The organism is Pseudomonas nitroreducens TX1 (assembly GCF_000313755.1).
In the GTDB taxonomy this organism is placed as follows: Bacteria; Pseudomonadota; Gammaproteobacteria; order Pseudomonadales; family Pseudomonadaceae; genus Pseudomonas; species Pseudomonas nitroreducens_A.
The window spans coordinates 150,327-171,395 of sequence record NZ_AMZB01000133.1 but is presented as its reverse complement, the minus strand read 5'-3'; the positions used below and the strand labels follow the sequence as shown (position 1 = coordinate 171,395).

Below are 21,069 nucleotides of genomic sequence, written 5' to 3'. Positions count from 1 at the left end.
CCATGCCTGGCGCACCACAAAAAAGCCCGGCAGTGCCGGGCTTAGGCTGGATCACACGCGCTGAATTGTGCAGAAGGGCTGTTGAGGCGGATCAACAGACTGCCCCGACGACATCAGGAGCAGCCCTACTACGGCGATGTTTTTGAAGAGGTATTTGCAGCTGCATGTGCAGCGCCTATGCTTGGGCATGAGTACGTTCTCCTATGATCATGCTCACCTAGGCCCTCAGGTGGTAACGACACCTGGGGGCTTTCTATTTCCGCGCCCCGCGGGCCTGCTTTCTAGGATAGTTCGTTCTTTAGGGTGTTTAGGGCAAACCCTCGGGAAGTTACAGATATTCACCCCGCGATCAGCATAGCGTGCGCGCGTTGAACCGCGTGTTGATTGCCCTGAACCCGCAGAACTCAGCATACGCGGTCCTTCCGCAACGGAAGGACGAAACGGCTAGCAGCCGACGAACACCCCTCTGAGTCACCCATACAGACCATTTCCGCGCCAGCAGGCGCAAGGATTCGTCATGCCCGAAGAAAACATCATCTCCATCAGCTCCGTCATGGATCAGGCCCAGGTCTTCGCCAGCGCCTGGTCGCTGGTCGGCGGTCCCTTCGACAACGGGGACGCTCTGGAGCACGCCGACGAGGCCAAGGAAGAGCTCCGCGAAATGCTCGAGGTGTTCTTCTCCAACACCGAGCTGAAGAACGTGGCCGATGTGCTGGTTCAGTGGCATCAGGACAAGCTGGCCTACTTCGAGAAGATCCTGGGCGCGCCGGCCGATATGGAGGTCCGCCTGGGCGAGGATGACGCGATTGTCCTCACCGGGGAGATGCTCAAAGGCTTCCGGATAGGCCTGGTGGTAGCCCAGGGGTGGATCAGCAAGTTCCCGCTGCAGGTAGCTCGCCAGCCTGGCGAAGAGGATGACGACGAATGAAGCAGATCATCTGGAACATTCTGGCCAAGCTGCTGGCAATCCCCGCTGTCGCCGGCTGGATCATTCAGCGCGCCGGCCGCACTCCCTACCAGCACATCATGTCCGCCGACGGCTCCGAGACCTACATGGGCCGCTGGTGGCTGTTCAACCCCTACGACCGGAACACTCACCAGGCCAAGCACTGGTGGTTCCCCTGGTCGGTGCGGGTCCACCACATCATGCGAGCCGACCAGGACCGCGACCTACACGACCACCCGTGGAACGCCCGCACCGTGATCCTTGACGGCTGGTATATCGAACAGCGCCTGGCTGACGACCATCTGCTCGCCATCGTCGACGCACCGCCGGGCGCCCAGGTGACCGAGTTCATCAAGCGCTCGGCCGGCGACACCGCTCAGCTGCGCCACGGCGAGTACCACCGAATCGACCAGGTCGCCGATGGCGGCGTCTGGACCCTCTTCATCACCAGCCCCTGGCAAGGAGAATGGGGATTCCTCGTCGCCGGCAAGAAGGTGCACTGGCGGACCTATACCGGAGATCAGCAATGACCCGCCCCACCTTCTGCCGCGGCACCGGCCAACCCTCCGAGAAATGCGACTGCCTGCGCTGCAGGCCTGCCCTCCAGGAGCGAGAACCATGCAAGCCATCAAATTGAGCCCTTGCCCATTCTGCGGAGGGCCCCCAGTCCCTACCGTTCAGCGCGAGTTGCCGCCTTTCGGAAAGGTTGAGCGACAAGCTGAATACGGCGACCTCAGCCTACCGGTAGAGGCTTACGTTTTTTGCCATGAGTGCGGAGCACAAGGGCCTCACCAGCAAGAGTTCCTGGACGACGCTCAAGATTATGACGATGTGCTGCTGGTCGCGGTGCAGCTCTGGCAGCAGCGAGACACCCGTCACCGCGACCTGTACGACGGTGGCGAAGCGGAAGGCCTGAACCTCTTCCCTCGGAGCGACGAAGCATGCAAGCCATCCAACTGACCGCGCTGCACCGGAAGGACCAGGCCGGCAACCGCGTGGCCGATATCGACGGGCTGCCCAGGCTGGGCGCCCTCCTCCACCCCGCGCAGATGCGCCAGCTCGCACGCCAGCTGAACCAGATCGCGAACGACGCCGACCAGGGCGCCACCGGCACCATCCAATACCCCGTAGAGGGCTGAACCATGACCGAACAACTGGCCTGCACCCTCTGCGGTGCGGGAGGGCACCTTGCTGCCCAGTGCATCTGGAATCAGGGTGCTGCCGCGTTCCAGCGGGAAGATCGTTACATCGTCATCAAGCGCAGCGATGTCGAGCGTTTCTGGCGCGCCGACGTGCGCGATCAGTTCATGGCGGCACTCAAACGCCTGAACCAACACAACGTGCGCGTGCCGCAGCGGAAGTATGTGGTGGTAGAGAGCGACTGGCCGGAGTACGAAACGGTCTGGCGCATGATCGAAGCACGCGTGACCGGCGCCGCCCTGGCGCAACCCTCCCCGGTGCCGAAGCTGGAGCGGCCGGAGGTGGTAGACCTTGCACAGGTGGTAGTCGATGAAGTGAAGCACGCCTACCACGAGCGAAAGTCGATCAGCGAGGCATCGGCAGCGATCATGGCGGCGCACGACCGCATCGTCGGGGCGCTGCGGTCGGACTGGAGCGAGGTTCGTCAAGGGCTGATTGCCCAGCGCGACGCCGCCCAGGCCAGGGTCGCGGAACTTGAACAGCAGGAGCCTATCGGCTGGTGGGCGCAGTACTGCGAGACACCGATGCGGCGGATGGTGCACTGGGGCGCGAAGCTGCCGGAGTGCGCCACTGATAAGTTTTACCCCTTCTACGCCGCCCCGGTCGCCCAGGCTGTGCAGGTGCCGGATGAGTTCGCCTTTGAGTACCGGCACCCCAACGGCGAGCGCCACACGGTCTGGGTAAGTCGTGAGCAGGTGCTCGAGCAGATGCCCGATTTCATCTTCGAAGCCTTGTGCGGCACGTTCTGCAACTGCCAGCCGGTCGGCGAGACGAACGTCGTCGAGTGCAATTGCGACGAGTACGCCGAGGAGTTCCAACTGGTGGCCACTGCGCCGGCGCAGGGAGGTGAGTGATGGCCGGGAACATGGAACGCACCCGCAAGTGGTACGGCGTCCCAGCGAAGCGCGGAATGCGCGTGCTCTACACCGGCGGCGGGAAAAAAGAGTACGGCACCATCCGCAGCGCGCGCGACTGCCGCCTGAACATCCTGCTGGACGGCATGAAGCACACGATGCCTTTCCACCCTACCTGGGAACTGCAGTACGCGCCGCCTGAGCCTGCCTAATCCTGCGCCACAAAATCGAACACCGAATAAACGTGGCGCGCAACGAAGGCATGACTACACCCAAACACTGAACCCGCCGGCGCCTGCCGGCGAGGAGGCCTCGTCATGTTCATGACACCGGAAGAAGTGGCCGACCTGACCGGCCGCACCCGCGCCAGCGCGCAGATCCGCTGGCTCGACGAGCACCAGCTCGGCTACGTGATCGACGCCAACGGGCGTCCGAAGGTCCTGCGGGAGGTAGTATTGTCCCGTCTGGGTTCCCGCCAGCAGCAGAAGAAAGAGCCGCGGCTTCGCCTGACAGGCTCGTGAGGAGAGAGGCATGCGCCCGAGGAAGAAGGACCGTCACCTGCCGGCGTGCATGTACCACAAGCACGGCGCGTATTACCTGGTGAGGAAAGGGAAGTGGGAGCGCCTGGGAGAGGACTACCAAGCGTCACTGCTGGAATACGCCCGGAAAACATCCCAGGCGAACACGGGCGGAATGGCAGCTCTGGTCGACAAGGCGCTGAAGCACCACGTCAAGATCAAGAAACTCGCCCCGAACACGGTTACCCAGTACGAAATCGCCGCTGAGCGGCTGAAGGACATCTTCGCGGAGTTCGAGCCCGAGCAGGTGCTGCCCAAGCACATCGCGGCGGTCAAGGTTGACCTGGCTGGCACGCCGAACATGTGCAACCGGATTCTGTCGTTCGCACGCGTGGTGTTCGGCTATGCCCTGGAGTGGGGAATGATCGACTCCAACCCCTGTGTCGGCATCAAGCGGCATGAGGAGGCGCGCCGCGATCGCTACATCACCGATGCAGAATTCGCTGCCATCCTCGGCGCCTGCAGCCCCTACATCCGCAGCATCTTGGAAATGGCCTACCTCACCGGCCAGCGGATCAGCGACGTGATCAGCATTCACCTTTCCGACATCTCTGAAGAAGGCATCGCCTTTGCGCAGCAGAAAACCGGGTCGAAGCTGATCGTGTCGATGACGCCCGATCTTGAGGAGGTGATTGCCAAGGCAAAGGCCCTGCCCAGGAAGGTGCGGACGCTCACCCTCTTCTGTGCGCGCGCCGGAAGGCCGGTGACCTACGAAACGGTCAAGCTGGCTTTCGCCAAGGCACGAAAGGCGGCTGGAGTCCCCGACGTCACCATTCACGACATCCGCGCGAAGTCTCTGACAGACGCCGACAAAGAGGGGAAGAATGCCCAAGCCCTGGGCGGACATTCCGACCCGCGGATGACTGCACGATACCTTCGCGGGCGGTTGCCGAAGATCGCTCAGGCCCCGACAATGCCTGCCAAACTTCGCTGAAGTATTAGACAGATACCCCTATGTCAAAAAGACAGTCCTTTCCGGAGCCCAGTGGTGATGGGCTCTCCGCCCACACACCGATGATGCAGCAGTACTGGAAGCTGAAGAACCAGCACCCGGACCAACTGATGTTCTACCGCATGGGCGACTTCTACGAGCTGTTCTACGAGGACGCAAAGAAGGCCGCCAAGCTGCTGGACATCACCCTGACTGCCCGGGGCCAGTCGGCCGGCAATTCCATTCCCATGGCCGGCATTCCCTTCCACTCCGCCGAGGGGTACCTGGCCAAGCTGGTGAAGCTCGGCGAGTCGGTGGTGATCTGCGAACAGATCGGCGACCCGGCCACCAGCAAGGGACCAGTAGAACGCCAGGTAGTGCGCATCCTGACTCCCGGCACCGTCAGTGACGAAGCGCTGCTCGACGAGCGCCGCGACAACCTGATCGCTGCCGTACTGGGCGATGAGCGCCTGTTCGGCCTGGCCGTCCTGGACATCACCAGCGGCCGCTTCAACGTCCAGGAAATAAAAGGCTGGGAGACCCTGCTGGCCGAACTGGAACGCCTGAACCCCGCCGAGCTGCTGATCCCCGACGATTGGCCACAGGGCCTTCCGGCGGAAAAGCGACGGGGCTCGCACCGCCGCGCGCCCTGGGACTTCGATCGCGACTCGGCGAAAAAGAGCCTGTGCCAGCAATTCGGCGTGCAGGACCTCAAGGGCTTCGGCTGCCAGGAGCTGACCCTGGCCATCGGCGCCGCCGGCTGCCTGCTGACCTATGCCAAGGAAACCCAGCGCACCGCCCTGCCCCACCTGCGCAGCCTGCGTCATGAGCGTATCGACGACACTGTGATCCTCGACGGCGCCACCCGTCGAAACCTTGAGCTGGACATCAACCTCGCCGGCGGTCGCGACAACACCCTGCAATCAGTGGTCGACCGCTGCCAGACTGCCATGGGAAGCCGACTGCTGACCCGCTGGCTGAACCGCCCGCTGCGCGACCGCGCCGTGCTCGAAGCGCGCCAGGACTCCATCACCTGCCTGCTGGAGCGCTATCGCTTCGAAATCCTTCAGCCGCAACTGAAGGAAATCGGTGACGTCGAGCGCATCCTCGCCCGTATCGGTCTGCGCAACGCCCGCCCTCGCGATCTGGCCCGCCTGCGAGATGCCCTCGCGGCGCTACCCGCATTGCAAAGCGGCATGACCGAGCTTGAGGCTGCGCATCTGGGCGAACTTGCCAACAGCATTCGCACCTATCCGGAACTGGCAGACCTGCTGGCCCGCGCAGTCATCGAGAACCCGCCCGCCGTGATCCGCGACGGTGGCGTCATTGCCCGTGGCTACGACGCCGAGCTGGACGAGCTGCAGATGCTCAGCGAGAACGCTGGCCAGTACCTGATGGACCTGGAAACCCGCGAGAAGGCTCGTACCGGCCTGCCGAACCTGAAGGTCGGCTACAACCGCATCCACGGCTATTACATCGAGTTGCCCCGCGTGCAAGCCGAGCAGGCGCCCGCCGACTATATTCGCCGGCAGACGCTGAAAGGCGCCGAGCGCTTCATCACCCCGGAGCTGAAAGCCTTCGAAGACAAGGCGCTTTCCGCCCAGAGCCGCGCCCTCGCGCGGGAGAAGCAGCTGTATGAAGAGCTGCTGGAACTGCTGATCGCCCAACTGGCGCCGCTGCAGGACACCGCCGCCGCCCTGGCCGAACTGGATGTGCTGTCGAACCTCGCCGAACGCGCCCTGAACCTCGACCTGAACCGCCCGCGCTTCGTCGAAGAGTCCGGCATCGTCATCGAGCAGGGCCGCCACCCTGTGGTCGAGCAAGTGCTGGATACGCCCTTCGTCGCCAACGACCTGAACCTCGACGAGGACACCCGCATGCTGGTGATTACTGGCCCGAACATGGGTGGTAAATCGACCTATATGCGGCAAACGGCGCTGATCGTGCTGCTGGCGCACATTGGCAGCTTCGTCCCGGCGGCCCGTTGCGAACTGTCTTTGGTGGACCGCATCTTCACCCGTATCGGCTCGTCCGACGACCTCGCCGGCGGCCGCTCCACCTTCATGGTGGAGATGAGCGAAACCGCCAACATCCTGCACAACGCGACCGACCGCAGCCTGGTGCTGATGGATGAGGTCGGACGTGGCACCAGCACCTTCGACGGCCTGTCGCTGGCATGGTCCGCCGCTGAACATCTGGCCAGACTGCGTGCATTCACCCTGTTCGCGACTCATTATTTCGAGCTGACCGTGCTGCCCGAAAGCGAGCCGGCGGTGGCCAACGTTCACTTGAACGCCACCGAACACAACGAGCGCATCGTGTTCCTGCACCATGTGCTGCCGGGGCCAGCCAGTCAGAGTTACGGCTTGGCCGTCGCCCAACTGGCCGGCGTGCCGGGTGCGGTAATTCAGCGCGCCCGCGAGCATCTGTCGCGCCTGGAGACCACCAGCCTGCCTCACGAAGCACCGCGCTCGAGCGATCCGAAGAGCCCGGCACCACTGCAGAGCGACCTGTTCGCCAGCCTGCCGCACCCAATAGTCGAAGAGCTGATGCGTGTCAGCCCCGATGACCTGACGCCGCGTCAAGCTCTCGAATTGTTATATGCATGGAAGATGCGGGTCTGACGGACCACTGGACAAGCTGCTAGAATCGCGCGCGCTTAGCCGCCCGCCTGAGGAGAAAATTAGAAATGACCTTCGTCGTCACCGACAACTGCATCAAGTGCAAATACACCGACTGCGTGGAAGTCTGCCCGGTGGACTGCTTCTACGAAGGCCCGAACTTCCTGGTCATCCACCCGGATGAGTGCATCGATTGCGCCCTGTGCGAACCGGAGTGCCCGGCACAGGCTATCTTCTCCGAGGACGAAGTCCCGGATGGCATGCAGGAATTCATCGAGCTGAACAAGGACCTGGCCGATGTATGGCCAAACATCACCGAGAAGAAGGATTCTCTGCCGGACGCCGAAGAGTGGGACGGCAAGCCGAACAAGATGCAGTACCTGGAGCGCTGATCTCCAACGAAAAGGCCCGCTTCCCGCGGGCCTTTCTGCATGTGGATTGCACTTTTCTGCGGGCAAAAAAAGGGGCGGGATAACCCGCCCACTCTTTCTTCCCTTCTTCATCATCCTGATGAACCGCATCCTGCGGGGGTCCTGACCGACATCCTTACCGGCCTGCGTCTTTCCGTGTACGCAGGAGTGATATTACCCGCATGCCGGAGCACGGCAACTGGGGCATTTCGGCGCACTTACCGCTTCCGGCGCCCGGCCACAGAAATAAAATTAATATAAAACAATAGGTTACAGAAATATGAGGTTAGAGCTGGCTACACTTCAGGCTGAACACTCACACACCGCGTAAGCGAATGCTTACATCGCAACGCATAAAAAAGCCCGGAATCACCCGGGCTTTTTCGTTGTCGACCTGGACGCTACTGGAACAGTGCGTCGCTCGACAGGCCGTTTTTCTCGAGGATCTCGCGCAGGCGCTTGAGCGCTTCGACCTGGATCTGCCGAACGCGCTCACGAGTCAGGCCGATTTCCTGGCCGACTTCTTCCAGCGTGCTGCTTTCGTGGCCGCGCAGTCCGAAGCGGCGAATCACCACCTCGCGTTGCTTGTCGGTGAGTTCCGATAGCCACTGGTCGATGCTCTCACTCAAATCGTCGTCCTGCAGCAGTTCGCAGGGATCGGTGGGGCGATCATCGGTCAGGGTGTCGAGCAGGGTCTTGTCTGAATCCGGGCCAAGGGAAACATCTACCGATGTCACCCGCTCGTTCAGACCAAGCATCCGCTTGACCTCTTCCACCGGCTTCTCGAGCAGGTTGGCGATTTCCTCGGGCGACGGCTCATGGTCCAGCTTCTGGGTCAGCTCGCGAGCAGCCCGCAGATAGACATTGAGTTCCTTCACCACGTGGATCGGCAACCGGATGGTGCGGGTCTGGTTCATGATGGCCCGCTCGATAGTCTGACGAATCCACCAGGTTGCGTAGGTGGAGAAGCGGAAACCGCGCTCGGGGTCGAATTTCTCCACCGCGCGGATCAGCCCGAGGTTACCCTCTTCGATCAGGTCGAGCAGGGAAAGGCCGCGGTTGACGTACCGTCGCGCGATCTTCACCACCAGACGCAGGTTGCTTTCGATCATTCGCCGCCGGCCGGCGGGGTCGCCCTTCTGCGCAAGGCGCGCAAAGTGGACTTCTTCTTCCGGCGTCAGGAGCGGCGAGAAACCGATTTCATTCAGATACAGCTGGGTCGCGTCGAGTGCGCGGCTGTAGTCGATGTGCTTGTGTTGCTTGAGAGACGAGAGTGAGGTGGCTTTAGGAGTGACTCGAAGCGATACCTGCTCTTCGGCAAATGACTCTTCGAGGATGATGCCGGGCTCCAGCAGGAGCACTTCATCATCGACGTCAAACTCCGGCCCTTCTTTTTTAAGTGCCATGTCGTTATCCCTTGCTGAGTTCGACAACAAGCCCGGATGCTTCCTTATCCTTAGGACACCTGGGCCCGCTCACCCACGCAGGGGAACAGCAAATATCAACGACTTGGCAGGTATTGCAGCGGATCTACAGGTTTACCCTGGCGGCGAATCTCGAAGTGCAGCTTCACCCGGTCGGTCCCTGTGGAGCCCATCTCGGCAATGTTCTGCCCGACTTTGACCTGTTGCCCTTCCCGCACCAGCAGCCTGCGGTTGTGACCGTAGGCGCTTACGTAGGTATCGCTGTGCTTGATGATCACGAGTTCGCCGTAGCCCCGCAAACCACTACCGGCGTACACCACCGTGCCATTGGACGCAGCCAGGACAGGCTGGCCCAATTGCCCGGCTATATCAATCCCTTTATTCAAACTGCCGTTTGATGCAAAACGCCCAATAAGAGTGCCATTGGTTGGCCATATCCAGCCTCCCGGTGCTCCGCCGGCGATCGCCGGAGTTCCGCCGCTGGCGGGCGGCTGCGCCAGCGCTGTGGCAGCCGGAGTGGTCGGTTTACTGGCACCTTCCGGCGGTGCAGCCGGTTTGTTGACGACCACCGGCGCGACAGACGTCGTGTTTTTAGCGACAGACGGCGCTTTCGACGAGCCACCATCGAAGCGGATGGCCTGGCCAGGGCGAATCGTGTACGGGGCGGAGATATTGTTGCGCGCCGCCAGGGCTTTCCAGTCCCAGCCGTAGCGGAAAGCAATGGAATACAGCGTGTCGCCAGGACGCACCATGTATTGGCCGCTGGTGACAGTCGGCTTCTGCTGGGCGTTGCGGTCCACCACCGTCGTGGTGCTGCGTGAAGTCGAAGAACAGGCCGCCAGCAGAGAGCAGACGGCAATGGCCACCACAGCGTGGCCCAGGCCCTTGATCCAGTTCCGTTGACACAGGGTCGCTGTCAAGCTCACCCATCCCCCTTATCCATGAATTAACGTCCAGCCTCACTGGCTGGCAGTTACCGAAGCCCTGACCAGCTTGCTCTCAGCCTAGCGGACCATTGAGCAGCGGGACGAAGCGCACGGAATCCAGCACCTGGCGCTGGAAGCCCTCCTCGGTTCGGACGATCAGCATCAGTTGCTGCACCTCGCCGCCGCCCACCGGAATCACCAGCCGCCCCCCGGGGGCCAGTTGGTCCAACAACGCCTGCGGGACCTCGGCCGCGGCCGCGGTAACAATAATGCCGTTGTAAGGCGCCAGGGCAGGCCAACCTTCCCAGCCATCGCCCCAACGAAAGACAACATTTCTCAGGTTTAGCTCCGCAAGTCGCTCCTTGGCGCGATCCTGCAGGGCCTGAATGCGCTCGACGGAAAACACCCGCTCCACCAACTGTGACAGCACGGCCGTCTGGTAACCGGAACCGGTGCCGATCTCCAGCACCTTGTCCAGCGGGCCCGCGGCCAGTAGCAACTCGGTCATCCGCGCCACCATGAAAGGCTGCGAAATGGTCTGGTTGTGGCCGATGGGCAGCGCGGTATCTTCGTAGGCGCGGTGCGACAGCGCCTCGTCGACGAACAGGTGGCGCGGTGTGCGACGAATCACTTCCAGCACATGGGCGTTGGACAGACCCTCTTCGTACAGTCGCTGGATCAGGCGCTCGCGAGTGCGCTGGGAGGTCATGCCGATCCCGCCGCGGCGCGACAATTCATTGGCCATGGTCGAGCCCTCCGAGCCAGTCGCCAAGGACATTGAACGCCTCCCGGTAGGTCCGGTCCATCTGCAGCGGCGTGACGGACACGTAGCCCTGCATCACTGCGTGGAAATCGGTGCCTTCGCCACCGTCCTCGGCATCGCCGGCAGCAGCGATCCAATAGCCTTCCTTGCCGCGCGGGTTGACCACCTTCACCGGCGGTTTGGCGCGGGCGCGATGGCCCAGGCGGGTCAGCTGGATGCCCTTGATGCGCTCCAGCGGCAGGTTGGGAATGTTCACGTTGAGCACGGTGCGCGGCGGCAACTCGAGCTTCCCGTGGGACTCCACCAGCAGACGGGCGAAATGCATGGCCGCCGGAAGGTTGTCCGTCAGCCGCGAGCACAGCGAGAAGGCAAAGGCCGGGCGAGCCAGGAAGCGCCCTTCCAGGGCCGCCGCCACGGTGCCCGAATAGAGCACGTCGTCGCCCAGGTTGGCGCCGAGGTTGATGCCGGAGACGACCATCTCCGGCACCTCTTCGAGCAGGCCGTTGAGGCCCAGGTGCACGCAGTCGGTCGGAGTGCCGTTGAGGCTGATGAAACCATTGCCCAGGCGATGGGGATGCAGCGGCCGATCCAGCGTCAGCGAACTACTCGCTCCGCTACGGTCGGTTTCCGGGGCGATCACGATGCAGTCCGCATAATCGGACAGCGCGTCGTGAAGCGCGGCGATACCGGGTGCAGTGACCCCGTCGTCGTTGGCAATCAATATGCGCATGGGCTTTCCGTCTGCCCTGCCGGCACGAGGTCGATCAGCTCGCGCACTACCACGGTGGCGAAGCAGCCAGCCGGCAGGACGAATTCCAGTTGCAGAATGTCAGGGGCGGGATAATGCCATGTAAGGCCCGGGATGGGGAGGCGCAGAATGCGCCGTTCGTGCGCCATGTCCGCACTGGCGAGCCACTGGCAAAGCGCCACCTCCGCCTGCTGCACGCTGCTTTCGATTGCTCCGGGCTGGTTCGTCGCCGGTGAATCGCCCTCGCCCCACAGGGGGCCGGTGGGGTGCAGGTCGAGTGCTGCGAGGCGCGGGTCGGAGCATTCCGCTTCGCCGGCGGGGAAGAAGCTGCGGCTGTCGGTGAACGCGAGCAGGTCGCCGACCAGCGCCTGGTTCCAGGCGCCCTCCGCCACACGGCGGGCCAGCACCTGGTTGAAGAGGTAGCTGCGGGCCGCCGAGAGCATCCGCGAACGCATGTTGCGATGCTCCGGCAGCTTGCCGCGCTCGGCGAAGCCACGGGCGTCAAAGATGTTGCCGCCATCATGGCCGAAACGCTGGGTACCGAAGTAGTTCGGCACGCCCTGGGCGACGATGGCTTTCAGACGCCTTTCAAGCTGCTCGCGGTCCGCCTGCAATTCGGTCAGGCGCAAGGTGAAACCGTTGGCCGAATGCGCGCCGCGCTGCAATTTGCGCCGATGGCGATTGCGCTCGAGGATACGCAGGCTGTCGTCCTCGGCAGCGGCCAGGTCCGGATCGGACTTGCCTGGCAGGTGCAGGCTGAACCACTGGCGAGTCAGCGCCTGGCGATCCTTGAGGCCGGCGTAGCTGATCATCTTCACCGGCACCCCGGCGGCACGCGCCAGGCGGCGCGCCGCCTCTTCGGTGTTCAAGCCGCGTTTTTCCACCCACAGCCACAGGTGTTCACCGTCACCCGCCAGCGGAATGTCCAGCACTTCATCGACCTGGAAGTCCTCGGCCACGGCCTTCAATACACCGTGCCCGCAAGGCTCTCCATGGGCACGCGGCCCCAGCAGCTCCAGTTCGGTCATGCGCGGCTCAGCAGGGCGACGGCGTGTACCGCGATGCCCTCTTCACGGCCGGTGAAGCCCAGTTTCTCGGTAGTGGTCGCCTTGACGTTGACCTGATCGAGCTCGACCTTCAGGTCCGCGGCGATGGTCTCGCGCATGGCCTGGATGTGCGGTGCCATCTTCGGCGCCTGGGCAATGATGGTGGTGTCGACGTTTTCCACCTTCCAGCCCTTGGCTTCCACCAGCGACAGCACGTGGCGCAGCAACACGCGGCTGTCAGCGCCTTTGAACTGCGGGTCGGTGTCGGGGAAATGCTTGCCGATATCGCCCAGTGCGCAGGCGCCCAGCAGCGCATCGGAAAGGGCATGCAGCAGCACGTCGCCGTCGGAATGGGCGATCAGCCCGAACTTGTGGGGAATGCGCACGCCGCCGAGGGTGATGAAGTCGCCCTCGCCAAAGCGATGCACGTCGTAGCCATGTCCGATTCGCATGAAAAAACGCCCTGTTGGAGTCAGGGCGTCGATTCTACCGGATCACTGGCATCAGGGTGTCAGCCACAGAGCACTGCAGCGTGGTGGCGCAGGTGATCTTCGATGAAGCTCGCAATGAAGTAGTAGCTGTGGTCGTACCCTGGCTGCAGACGCAGCTCCAGCGGGTGTCCGACCGCCGCAGCCGCTTCGCGCAGGGCTTCGGGCTTGAGCTGGACGACGAGGAAGTCGTCGCGGTCGCCCTGGTCCACCAGGATCGGTAAGCGCTCGCTGGCGCCCGCTAGCAGTTCCACCGCATCCCACTCGCGCCATGCGGCTGGGTCTTCGCCGAGGAAGCGGCCCAGCGCCTTCTGCCCCCAGGGGCAATCGCTAGGATGGGTGATGGGCGCGAGGGCCGACAGCGAAAGGTAGCGGCCCGGATTGCGCAGGGCGCAGATCAGCGCGCCGTGGCCGCCCATGGAGTGGCCACTGATGCCGCGCTTCTGCGACACCGGGAAGTTCGCCTCGATCAGCGCTGGCAGCTCCTGCACCACGTAGTCGTGCATGCGGTAGTGGCGCGCCCAGGGCTCCTGGGTGGCATTGACGTAGAAGCCGGCGCCGAGGCCGAAATCCCACGCGCCATCCGGGTCGCCCGGCACGTCCGGGCCGCGCGGGCTGGTATCCGGCGCCACGATCACCAGACCGAGCTCGGCGGCCATCCGCTGAGCACCTGCCTTCTGCATGAAGTTCTCGTCGGTGCAGGTCAGGCCGGACAGCCAGTACAGTACCGGCAGTCTCGCCTCGGGCTCAGCCTGGGGCGGCAGGTAGACCGCGAAGACCATGTCGCAGCCCAGGGTTGCGGAGCGGTGGCGGTAACGCTGGTGCCAGCCGCCGAAGCTTTTCTGGCTGCTGATCAGTTCGATGGAATCCGTCATGGAATTCTCCTTCCTGCAAGGCCGGGGCCCGCGTGCGCCCCGGCATGTCGGTCAGTAATGGATGACGGAGCGAATGCTCTTGCCTTCATGCATCAGGTCGAAGGCCTCGTTGATCTTCTCCAGGCCCATGGTGTGGGTGATGAAGGTATCCAGCGGGATCTCGCCCTTCTGCGCCTTTTCCACATAGCTCGGCAGCTCGGTGCGACCCTTCACGCCACCGAAGGCGGAACCGCGCCAGACGCGACCGGTGACCAGTTGGAACGGACGGGTGCTGATTTCCTGGCCGGCGCCGGCGACGCCGATGATGGTCGACTCCCCCCAGCCCTTGTGGCAGCACTCCAGCGCCGCACGCATCAGCTGGACGTTGCCCACACACTCGAAGGAATAGTCGACGCCACCATCGGTCATTTCGACGATGACTTCCTGGATCGGCTTCTGATGGTCCTTCGGATTAACGAAGTCGGTGGCGCCCAGTTCCCTGGCGATGTCGAACTTCGCCGGGTTGATGTCCACGGCGATGATGCGCGAGGCCTTGGCCATCTTCGCGCCGATGATCGCCGCGAGGCCAATGCCACCCAGGCCGAAGATGGCGACGGTGGCGCCCTCTTCCACCTTGGCGGTGTTCAGCACGGCGCCGATGCCGGTGGTCACGCCACAGCCGAGCAGGCAGACCTTCTCCAGCGGCGCTTCCTCGGGGATCTTCGCCAGGGAAATCTCCGGCAGCACGGTGTACTCGGAGAAGGTCGAGCAGCCCATGTAGTGGAAGATCGGCTCGCCCTTGTAGGAGAAACGGCTGGTGCCGTCGGGCATCAGGCCCTTGCCCTGGGTGGCACGCACGGCCTGGCAGAGGTTGGTCTTGCCGGATTTGCAGAATTTGCACTCGCGGCATTCGGCGGTGTACAGCGGGATCACGTGGTCGCCCACTTTCAGCGAGGTCACGCCCTCGCCCACCGCTTCGACGATGCCGCCACCTTCGTGCCCCAGGATGCACGGGAACACACCCTCGGAATCCTGGCCGGACAAGGTGTAGGCGTCGGTGTGACAGACACCGGTGGCGACGATGCGCACCAGCACTTCACCCTTCTGCGGCGGCGCCACATCCACTTCGACGATTTCCAACGGCTTGTTGGGGGCGAAGGCGACGGCGGCACGGGACTTGATCATCGGGAAACTCCTGAATGAAGGAAACGACAACATCCGCCAACGGCGGACGGGGTCGGCGCAACGGCCGAGAAACCGGGACGGGCCTGGGCCTCGTCGGGGAACGTTCGGGGGAATGCGTCCAAAGCACGCCCCAAAGCCTTGGAAGTGTAGAAAACCTCGTTTCAGGGAATAATCAGGCAATAATCAAAACATTATTGCCATACAGGGATAATCCACATGCATCGCTGGGAAGGACTGGACGAATTCGTCGCCGTCGCCGAAACCGGCCAATTCACCGCTGCCGCCGAGCGCCTGGGGGTGTCTTCATCCCACGTCAGCCGCCAGGTTGCGCGGCTGGAGGAACGACTGCAGACCCGCCTGCTCTACCGCAACACCCGCAAGGTGACGTTGAGCGAAGCCGGCCAGACTTTCCTGCAGCATTGTCGACGCCTGCAGGACGCTCGCGAAGAAGCGCTGCGAGCCGTCAGCGATCTGTCCGCAGAACCCAAGGGCCTGCTGCGCATGACTTGCGCCGTGGCCTATGGCGAGCGTTTCGTGGTGCCGCTGGTAAACGAGTTCATGGCGCAGTTTCCGCAACTGCGGGTGGAGATCGAACTCTCCAACCGCCAGCTCGATCTGCTCCACGAAGGCTTCGACCTGGCGATCCGTCTCGGCCGACTCAGCGATTCACGGCTGGTGGCGACGCGCCTGGCACCACGGGTGATGTACCTGTGCGCCACGCCGGACTATCTGGCCCGCCACGGCACGCCGCACAGCGTGGCAGACCTGACGCTGCACAACTGCCTGGTAGGCAGCAGCGACCAATGGAGCTTCCTGGAGGACGGCCGCGAAGCCCAACACCGGGTGCAAGGCAACTGGCGCTGCAACAGCGGCCAGGCGGTGCTCGACGCGGCGCTGCGCGGCTTCGGCCTGTGCCAGTTGCCGGACTACTACGTGCTGGAGCACCTGCGCAGCGGCCGCCTGGTCTCCCTGCTGGATGCGCACCAGCCGCCCAATACCGGAGTCTGGGCGCTTTATCCACAGCAGCGGCATTTGTCGCCCAAGGTGCGGCAACTGGTGGATCACCTGAAGGACGGCCTGCAACATTTGCAGCCACCACCCTTGTCCTAGAGCAGGCAGGCGCAGCCTTGCCCAGCTAGAATGGGCGGCTTCCCATCCTTCGGATCAAGGACGACGAGATGTCAGCCCTTTCTTCATTCCGCGAGCGCTTTCTGCTGCGTTTCTGGTCGCCATTGCCAACATTGGTCGCCCTGGGCGTCATCTCCGCCTATTACTTCGCCATGACCGGCACTTTCTGGGCAGTTACCGGCGAGTTCACCCGCTGGGGCGGCCACGTACTGTCCTGGTTCGGCCTGCAGCCGCAGCAGTGGAGCTACTTCAAGATCATCGGCCTGCAAGGCACGCCGCTTGACCGTATTGATGGCGTGATGATCATCGGCATGTTCCTCGGCGCTCTGGTTTGTGCGCTCTGGGCCGGCAACGTCAGCCTGCGCTGGCCAACCAGCAAGCGTCGCCTGCTGCAGGGCCTGATCGGCGGGGTGATCGCCGGCTTCGGTGCGCGCCTGGCGATGGGCTGCAACCTGGCGGCTTTTTTCACCGGCATTCCGATGTTCTCGGTACATGCCTGGGCCTTCATGTTCTCCACTGTCATTGGCGCCTGGCTTGGCGTGAAGATCAGCCTGCTGCCGTTCCTGCGCATTCCGCTGAAGGTCGGCGGCAAGGCCGCAGCCCTGCCGAGCGCCGGGTCTCTCGCTCGCCGCGCCAAGCTGCAATGGCGCCTGGGCATGGGCGTACTGGCCATCGCTGCGCTGTTCGCTGCCTGGCGCTTCGAAGTCTCCCTGGTGCTGGGCATGGCCTGCCTGTTCGGCCTGCTGTTCGGTGGCCTGATCGAGCGCGCGCAGATCTGCTTCACCAGCGCCGCCCGCGACCTCTGGACCACCGGCCGGACCCAGGCCGCGCTGGGCATCCTGCTGGGCATGGCCGCTGCCTGCATCGGCACCTTTGCCGCAATCCACAACGGCCTGCCGCCAAAGATTTTCTGGATGGGCCCCAATGCCGTGATCGGCGGCGTGCTGTTCGGCATCGGCATCGTCCTGGCCGGCGGTTGCGAGACCGGCTGGATGTACCGTTCGATGGAAGGTCAGGTGCACTTCTGGGTGGTCGGCGTCGGCAACGTGATAGGCGGCACCCTGGTCGCGGTGTACTGGGACGAGCTCGGCACCCGCCTCGCCCTGCCCTATCCGAAACTCAACCTGCTGCAGGAGTTCGGTCCTGGCGGCGGGCTGCTGATCACCTTCGCCGGCCTGGCCCTGTGCATGCTGCTGGTGCAACTCAACGCGCAACGCTTCACTCGCAAACGGAAAACCACCGATGCCCGACACCAAGACGCCGACGCTGTCGCTTGATCTGCGCGGCGAACATTGCCCGTATAACGCCATCGCCACCTTGGAAACCCTGGAGACCCTCAAGCCGGGCGACCTGCTGGAGGTGATCACCGACTGCTCACAGTCGGTGCATGGCATTCCGGAAGACACGAAGCGCCACGGCTACCATTGCCTGGCGGTGGAGCAGCATGGGGCGTTGTTCCGTTTCCTGATCGAGGTGCCGATGCTGGGCTGAGGCTGCTTTTGCAGGAGCGGACTCCGTCCGCGATGAGCCCGAATCGCGCCGGAAGCCAATCGCGGACAAAGTCCGCTCCTACGGCCCAGCCCGGCGCGCAGCCTGTAGGAGCGAGCTTGCTCGCGAACCTGCCCAGCACTGAAGTCGCCGGAAACTTTGTTCGCGAGCAAGCTCGCTCCTACAGGGATACAGGATCAGTGCTTGGCGAAGTTGCGCTGCAGGCGTTGCAGGTCTTCCGGGGTAGTGACCTTGATGTTGTCCACCCGCCCTTCCACCATGCGCGGCTTGTAGCCCGCCCACTCCATGGCCGAAGCCTCGTCGGTGATGGCCGCGTCGGCCACCAGCGCATCGGCGAGCGCACGGTGCAGCGCGCCCAGGCGGAACATCTGCGGGGTATAGGCCTGCCAGACCACGCTGCGGTCGATGGTTTCCACCACTCGGCCGTCAGCGCCGACGCGCTTCAGGGTATCCCGCGCGGGCACGCCCAGCAGGCCACCCACGGCGTCGAATTCCAACTCGCCCAACAAGCGATCCAGATCCGCACGGGCCAGGTTCGGCCGGGCGGCGTCGTGCACCAGCACCCAGTCGTCGCTGCCAGCGCCCAGCTCAGCCAGGCGCAGCAGGCCATTGAGCACGGAGTCGGCGCGCTCGCGGCCACCTTCGGCACGCTGGATCAGCTCGTTGGAAGCGCTCGGCAGGGTCGGCCACCAGGGGTCGTCGGCAGCCAGGCACACCACCAGGCCCTTGAGCCTGGGATGGCCAAGGAAGCAATCGAGGGTGCGTTCGAGAATGCTGCGACCGGCGAGGTCGAGGTATTGCTTGGGGCGGTCGGCGCGCATCCGCGAACCGATGCCGGCGGCCGGGATCACGGCCCAGAAGGCGGGAGTGGTCATTGCGCGAGCTGGTAGAGGGTTTCCTTGTCCTTGACCATGCCGAGTTCGTGGCGGGCACGCTCCTCGACCGTCTCGGTGCCTTTCTTGAGCTCGGCGACTTCCGCCTCGAGGATGCGGTTACGCTCGAGCAGGCGCTCATTCTCGCCCTGCTGGTCGGCAATCTGCTTCTGCAGGTCGCGCACCTGCGCCAGGCTGCCATCGCCAACCCACAGGCGATACTGCAAGCCGGCCAGCGCCAGGATCAGCACGACGAACAGCCAGTAAGGGCTACGTAACCTCAAACCATCAGCTCCATATGCAAAGGGGTGGCTCCTGCCACCCCTTCACCGTACCAGACTCGGATCAGCCGCGGAATTCCGCGCGACCACGGTACGGCGCCTTGGCGCCCAGCTGCTCTTCGATGCGCAGCAGCTGGTTGTACTTGGAAACGCGGTCGGAGCGGCACAGGGAGCCGGTCTTGATCTGACCAGCGGCGGTGCCGACGGCCAGGTCAGCGATGGTGCTGTCCTCGGTTTCGCCCGAACGGTGCGAGATCACCGCGGTGAAGCCGGCGGCCTTGGCCATCTGGATGGCTTCCAGGGTCTCGGTCAGCGAGCCGATCTGGTTGAACTTGATCAGGATCGAGTTGCCGATCTTCTCTTCGATGCCGCGCTTGAGGATCTTGGTGTTGGTCACGAACAGGTCGTCACCGACCAGCTGCACCTTCTCACCGATCTTGTCGGTCAGGACTTTCCAGCCAGCCCAGTCGGACTCGTCCATGCCGTCTTCGATGGAGATGATCGGGTAGCGCTGGGTCAGGCCGGCCAGGTAGTCGGCGAAACCTTCGGCACTGAACACCTTGCCTTCGCCTTCCAGGTCGTACTGGCCGTCCTTGAAGAACTCGGAGGAAGCGCAGTCCAGGGCCAGGGTCACATCTTCGCCCAGCTTGTAGCCGGCGTTGGCGACGGCTTCGGCGATGGCGGCCAGGGCGTCTTCGTTGGAAGCCAGGTTCGGCGCGAAGCCACCTTCGTCACCCACGGCGGTGTTCAGGCCACGGGCCTTCAGCACGGCTTTGAGGTGATGGAAGATTTCGGCGCCCATGCGCAGGGCGTCGGCGAAGTTCTTGGCGCCCACCGGCTGAACCATGAACTCCTGGATATCAACGTTATTATCGGCGTGCTCGCCGCCGTTGATGATGTTCATCATCGGAACCGGCATGGAGTATTGGCCCGGGGTGCCGTTCAGATCGGCGATGTGCACGTACAGCGGCACGCCCTTGGCCTGAGCGGCAGCCTTGGCGGCGGCCAGGGACACGGCCAGGATGGCGTTGGCGCCCAGCTTGCCTTTGTTCTCGGTACCGTCGAGGTCGATCATCGCGTGATCCAGACCTTTCTGGTCAGCCGCGTCCTTGCCCAGCAGCAAGTCGCGGATCGGGCCGTTGATGTTGGCCACGGCCTTCAGCACACCCTTGCCCAGGTAACGGCTCTTGTCGCCATCGCGCAGTTCGAGAGCCTCGCGGGAACCGGTGGATGCACCGGACGGGGCGCAGGCGCTGCCGACGATGCCGTTGTCCAGGATCACGTCCGCTTCAACGGTCGGGTTGCCGCGGGAGTCCAGGACCTCACGGCCCTTGATGTCGACGATCTTTGCCATTCTTGATAACACTCCGAAGATAGAGATAAACGGGGCGGCTGGTGAGACATCGGAAGCGGCTCAATGGCCTGCCGTGCTCAGCGCGGCAGGCATCGAGCCGATTCTCAGGCAGTCTCGATGGTAGGGAAACTCTTGACCAGGTCGTCCAGCTGCTTGAGCTGGGACAGGAAAGGCTCGAGCTTGTTCAGGCGCAGGGCGCACGGTCCGTCGCATTTTGCCTGCTCGGGGTCCGGATGGGCCTCGAGGAACAGGCCGGCGAGGCCCTGGCTCATGCCGGCCTTGGCCAGGTCGGTGACCTGGGCGCGGCGGCCGCCGGCGGAATCGGCGCGACCGCCCGGCATCTGCAGGGCATGGGTCACGTCGAAGAACACCGGATACTCGAACTGCTTCATGATGCCGAAGCCGAGCATGTCCACCACCAGGTTGTTGTACCCGAAGGATGAGCCACGCTCGCAGAGGATCAGTTGGTCGTTACCTGCCTCCTCGCACTTGCGCAGGATGTGTTTCATCTCCTGCGGCGCGAGGAACTGGGCCTTCTTGATGTTGATCACCGCGCGGGTCTTGGCCATGGCCACGACCAGGTCGGTCTGCCGGGACAGGAAGGCCGGCAGCTGGATGATGTCGCAGACCTCGGCCACCGGAGCGGCCTGGTAGGGCTCGTGCACGTCGGTGATGACCGGCACCTTGAAGGTCTTCTTGATCTCTTCGAAGATCTTCAGCCCTTCTTCCATGCCCGGACCACGGAACGAGGTGATCGAGGAACGGTTGGCCTTGTCGAAGCTGGCCTTGAATACGTAAGGAATGCCGAGCTTCTCGGTGACCGTCACGTACTCTTCGCAGACCTGCATCGCCATATCGCGCGACTCCAGCACGTTCATGCCGCCGAACAGCACGAACGGCAGGTCGTTGCCGATCTGGATATCCCCGACGCGGATGATCTTCTGGGTCATG

Annotated in this window: 25 protein-coding genes; 13 read left to right on the top strand and 12 right to left on the bottom strand. The window is 63.5% G+C overall.

Features of this window, described 5'->3' with window-relative positions:
* Positions 1–517 precede the first annotated feature (517 nt).
* The 10 genes from C167_RS0125870 to fdxA all read left to right on the top strand — a co-directional run bounded on the left by C167_RS0125870 (position 518) and on the right by fdxA (position 7,522).
* The gene (locus C167_RS0125870; protein ID WP_017521222.1) at positions 518–928 is read left to right on the top strand and encodes a hypothetical protein; all 411 of its coding nucleotides are present in this window, start codon (positions 518–520) and stop codon (positions 926–928) included.
* Positions 925–1,476, top strand: a complete 552-nt coding sequence (locus C167_RS0125865; protein WP_017521221.1) for a hypothetical protein — start codon at positions 925–927, stop codon at positions 1,474–1,476. The genes C167_RS0125870 and C167_RS0125865 overlap by 4 nt, the downstream gene beginning before the upstream one ends.
* Positions 1,477–1,564: 88 nt before the next feature.
* Positions 1,565–1,906, top strand: coding sequence for a Lar family restriction alleviation protein (locus C167_RS34650; protein ID WP_017521220.1), 342 nt, complete (start codon positions 1,565–1,567; stop codon positions 1,904–1,906).
* Positions 1,888–2,085: a hypothetical protein gene (locus C167_RS34645; protein ID WP_017521219.1), complete on the top strand. Its 198-nt coding sequence runs from the start codon at positions 1,888–1,890 to the stop codon at positions 2,083–2,085. Before C167_RS34650 ends, C167_RS34645 begins: the two co-directional genes overlap by 19 nt.
* 3 nt (positions 2,086–2,088) lie before the next feature.
* Positions 2,089–3,000 (top strand): hypothetical protein, encoded by a 912-nt coding sequence (locus C167_RS34915; protein ID WP_017521218.1) that lies wholly within the window; start codon positions 2,089–2,091, stop codon positions 2,998–3,000.
* 11 nt (positions 3,001–3,011) lie between these two features.
* Positions 3,012–3,212 (top strand): hypothetical protein, encoded by a 201-nt coding sequence (locus tag C167_RS0125840; protein ID WP_235154357.1) that lies wholly within the window; start codon positions 3,012–3,014, stop codon positions 3,210–3,212.
* A gap of 105 nt (positions 3,213–3,317) precedes the next feature.
* Entirely contained in the window at positions 3,318–3,521 is a 204-nt protein-coding gene (locus tag C167_RS0125835) for a DUF4224 domain-containing protein (protein ID WP_017521216.1), read from the top strand.
* A 10-nt stretch (positions 3,522–3,531) separates the two neighbouring features.
* Positions 3,532–4,512: a tyrosine-type recombinase/integrase gene (locus C167_RS0125830; protein ID WP_017521215.1), complete on the top strand. Its 981-nt coding sequence runs from the start codon at positions 3,532–3,534 to the stop codon at positions 4,510–4,512.
* Between the two features lie 20 nt (positions 4,513–4,532).
* Positions 4,533–7,133, top strand: coding sequence for a DNA mismatch repair protein MutS (mutS, locus tag C167_RS0125825; RefSeq protein WP_200860179.1), 2,601 nt, complete (start codon positions 4,533–4,535; stop codon positions 7,131–7,133).
* A gap of 65 nt (positions 7,134–7,198) precedes the next feature.
* Positions 7,199–7,522, top strand: coding sequence for a ferredoxin FdxA (gene fdxA / locus C167_RS0125820; RefSeq protein WP_015476292.1), 324 nt, complete (start codon positions 7,199–7,201; stop codon positions 7,520–7,522).
* A gap of 419 nt (positions 7,523–7,941) precedes the next feature.
* Here the strand turns inward: fdxA and rpoS are convergent, their stop codons facing one another.
* From rpoS to C167_RS0125780, 8 genes are all read right to left on the bottom strand, one after another.
* Positions 7,942–8,946 (bottom strand): RNA polymerase sigma factor RpoS, encoded by a 1,005-nt coding sequence (gene rpoS, locus C167_RS0125815; protein WP_017521213.1) that lies wholly within the window; start codon positions 8,944–8,946, stop codon positions 7,942–7,944.
* 95 nt (positions 8,947–9,041) lie between these two features.
* Complete coding sequence (locus tag C167_RS0125810; RefSeq protein WP_081596719.1) at positions 9,042–9,890, bottom strand: peptidoglycan DD-metalloendopeptidase family protein; 849 nt, start codon at positions 9,888–9,890, stop codon at positions 9,042–9,044.
* Positions 9,891–9,963: 73 nt separating this feature from the next.
* A complete protein-coding gene (locus C167_RS0125805) occupies positions 9,964–10,599 on the bottom strand; it encodes a protein-L-isoaspartate(D-aspartate) O-methyltransferase (protein ID WP_085988868.1) in 636 nt (211 codons plus the stop codon).
* A gap of 25 nt (positions 10,600–10,624) precedes the next feature.
* Positions 10,625–11,383, bottom strand: a complete 759-nt coding sequence (surE, locus tag C167_RS0125800) for a 5'/3'-nucleotidase SurE (protein WP_017521209.1) — start codon at positions 11,381–11,383, stop codon at positions 10,625–10,627.
* On the bottom strand, positions 11,371–12,429 hold the full coding sequence (gene truD / locus C167_RS0125795; protein WP_017521208.1) for a tRNA pseudouridine(13) synthase TruD: 1,059 nt from the start codon (positions 12,427–12,429) through the stop codon (positions 11,371–11,373). The genes surE and truD overlap by 13 nt, the downstream gene beginning before the upstream one ends.
* The gene (ispF, locus tag C167_RS0125790; RefSeq protein WP_017521207.1) at positions 12,426–12,899 is read right to left on the bottom strand and encodes a 2-C-methyl-D-erythritol 2,4-cyclodiphosphate synthase; all 474 of its coding nucleotides are present in this window, start codon (positions 12,897–12,899) and stop codon (positions 12,426–12,428) included. Before ispF ends, truD begins: the two co-directional genes overlap by 4 nt.
* Positions 12,900–12,958: 59 nt before the next feature.
* On the bottom strand, positions 12,959–13,810 hold the full coding sequence (gene fghA / locus C167_RS0125785; protein WP_017521206.1) for an S-formylglutathione hydrolase: 852 nt from the start codon (positions 13,808–13,810) through the stop codon (positions 12,959–12,961).
* A gap of 51 nt (positions 13,811–13,861) precedes the next feature.
* A complete protein-coding gene (locus C167_RS0125780; protein ID WP_017521205.1) occupies positions 13,862–14,974 on the bottom strand; it encodes an S-(hydroxymethyl)glutathione dehydrogenase/class III alcohol dehydrogenase in 1,113 nt (370 codons plus the stop codon).
* Between the two features lie 216 nt (positions 14,975–15,190).
* Between C167_RS0125780 and C167_RS0125775 the strand changes: the two genes are divergently transcribed.
* The 3 genes from C167_RS0125775 to yedF all read left to right on the top strand — a co-directional run bounded on the left by C167_RS0125775 (position 15,191) and on the right by yedF (position 17,593).
* On the top strand, positions 15,191–16,084 hold the full coding sequence (locus C167_RS0125775; RefSeq protein ID WP_017521204.1) for a LysR substrate-binding domain-containing protein: 894 nt from the start codon (positions 15,191–15,193) through the stop codon (positions 16,082–16,084).
* Between the two features lie 68 nt (positions 16,085–16,152).
* Positions 16,153–17,379 carry a selenium metabolism membrane protein YedE/FdhT gene (gene yedE / locus C167_RS0125770; protein WP_017521203.1) on the top strand — a complete coding sequence of 409 codons (1,227 nt, stop codon included), beginning with the start codon at positions 16,153–16,155 and terminating at the stop codon, positions 17,377–17,379.
* On the top strand, positions 17,345–17,593 hold the full coding sequence (gene yedF / locus C167_RS0125765) for a sulfurtransferase-like selenium metabolism protein YedF (RefSeq protein WP_017521202.1): 249 nt from the start codon (positions 17,345–17,347) through the stop codon (positions 17,591–17,593). The genes yedE and yedF overlap by 35 nt, the downstream gene beginning before the upstream one ends.
* A 194-nt stretch (positions 17,594–17,787) precedes the next feature.
* Here the strand turns inward: yedF and ispD are convergent, their stop codons facing one another.
* The 4 genes from ispD to kdsA all read right to left on the bottom strand — a co-directional run bounded on the left by ispD (position 17,788) and on the right by kdsA (position 21,068).
* Positions 17,788–18,486, bottom strand: a complete 699-nt coding sequence (gene ispD / locus C167_RS0125760; protein ID WP_017521201.1) for a 2-C-methyl-D-erythritol 4-phosphate cytidylyltransferase — start codon at positions 18,484–18,486, stop codon at positions 17,788–17,790.
* Complete coding sequence (gene ftsB, locus C167_RS0125755) at positions 18,483–18,767, bottom strand: cell division protein FtsB (protein WP_017521200.1); 285 nt, start codon at positions 18,765–18,767, stop codon at positions 18,483–18,485. Before ftsB ends, ispD begins: the two co-directional genes overlap by 4 nt.
* Positions 18,768–18,828: 61 nt before the next feature.
* Positions 18,829–20,118, bottom strand: a complete 1,290-nt coding sequence (gene eno / locus C167_RS0125750; RefSeq protein ID WP_017521199.1) for a phosphopyruvate hydratase — start codon at positions 20,116–20,118, stop codon at positions 18,829–18,831.
* Between the two features lie 104 nt (positions 20,119–20,222).
* Complete coding sequence (kdsA, locus tag C167_RS0125745; RefSeq protein WP_017521198.1) at positions 20,223–21,068, bottom strand: 3-deoxy-8-phosphooctulonate synthase; 846 nt, start codon at positions 21,066–21,068, stop codon at positions 20,223–20,225.
* Between the last annotated feature and the right edge of the window lies 1 nt (position 21,069).

Bases quoted from the DNA above. Each gene is read 5' to 3' on its own strand.
- C167_RS0125870 (WP_017521222.1), top strand. From the start codon at position 518: ATGCCCGAAGAAAACATCATCTCCATCAGCTCCGTCATGGATCAGGCC.
- C167_RS0125865 (WP_017521221.1), top strand. From the start codon at position 925: ATGAAGCAGATCATCTGGAACATTCTGGCCAAGCTGCTGGCAATCCCC.
- C167_RS34650 (WP_017521220.1), top strand. From the start codon at position 1,565: ATGCAAGCCATCAAATTGAGCCCTTGCCCATTCTGCGGAGGGCCCCCA.
- C167_RS34645 (WP_017521219.1), top strand. From the start codon at position 1,888: ATGCAAGCCATCCAACTGACCGCGCTGCACCGGAAGGACCAGGCCGGC.
- C167_RS34915 (WP_017521218.1), top strand. From the start codon at position 2,089: ATGACCGAACAACTGGCCTGCACCCTCTGCGGTGCGGGAGGGCACCTT.
- C167_RS0125840 (WP_235154357.1), top strand. From the start codon at position 3,012: ATGGAACGCACCCGCAAGTGGTACGGCGTCCCAGCGAAGCGCGGAATG.
- C167_RS0125835 (WP_017521216.1), top strand. From the start codon at position 3,318: ATGTTCATGACACCGGAAGAAGTGGCCGACCTGACCGGCCGCACCCGC.
- C167_RS0125830 (WP_017521215.1), top strand. From the start codon at position 3,532: ATGCGCCCGAGGAAGAAGGACCGTCACCTGCCGGCGTGCATGTACCAC.
- mutS (WP_200860179.1), top strand. From the start codon at position 4,533: ATGTCAAAAAGACAGTCCTTTCCGGAGCCCAGTGGTGATGGGCTCTCC.
- fdxA (WP_015476292.1), top strand. From the start codon at position 7,199: ATGACCTTCGTCGTCACCGACAACTGCATCAAGTGCAAATACACCGAC.
- rpoS (WP_017521213.1), bottom strand. From the start codon at position 8,946: ATGGCACTTAAAAAAGAAGGGCCGGAGTTTGACGTCGATGATGAAGTG.
- C167_RS0125805 (WP_085988868.1), bottom strand. From the start codon at position 10,599: ATGACCTCCCAGCGCACTCGCGAGCGCCTGATCCAGCGACTGTACGAA.
- surE (WP_017521209.1), bottom strand. From the start codon at position 11,383: ATGCGCATATTGATTGCCAACGACGACGGGGTCACTGCACCCGGTATC.
- truD (WP_017521208.1), bottom strand. From the start codon at position 12,429: ATGACCGAACTGGAGCTGCTGGGGCCGCGTGCCCATGGAGAGCCTTGC.
- ispF (WP_017521207.1), bottom strand. From the start codon at position 12,899: ATGCGAATCGGACATGGCTACGACGTGCATCGCTTTGGCGAGGGCGAC.
- fghA (WP_017521206.1), bottom strand. From the start codon at position 13,810: ATGACGGATTCCATCGAACTGATCAGCAGCCAGAAAAGCTTCGGCGGC.
- C167_RS0125780 (WP_017521205.1), bottom strand. From the start codon at position 14,974: ATGATCAAGTCCCGTGCCGCCGTCGCCTTCGCCCCCAACAAGCCGTTG.
- C167_RS0125775 (WP_017521204.1), top strand. From the start codon at position 15,191: ATGCATCGCTGGGAAGGACTGGACGAATTCGTCGCCGTCGCCGAAACC.
- yedE (WP_017521203.1), top strand. From the start codon at position 16,153: ATGTCAGCCCTTTCTTCATTCCGCGAGCGCTTTCTGCTGCGTTTCTGG.
- yedF (WP_017521202.1), top strand. From the start codon at position 17,345: ATGCCCGACACCAAGACGCCGACGCTGTCGCTTGATCTGCGCGGCGAA.
- ispD (WP_017521201.1), bottom strand. From the start codon at position 18,486: ATGACCACTCCCGCCTTCTGGGCCGTGATCCCGGCCGCCGGCATCGGT.
- eno (WP_017521199.1), bottom strand. From the start codon at position 20,118: ATGGCAAAGATCGTCGACATCAAGGGCCGTGAGGTCCTGGACTCCCGC.
- kdsA (WP_017521198.1), bottom strand. From the start codon at position 21,068: ATGACCCAGAAGATCATCCGCGTCGGGGATATCCAGATCGGCAACGAC.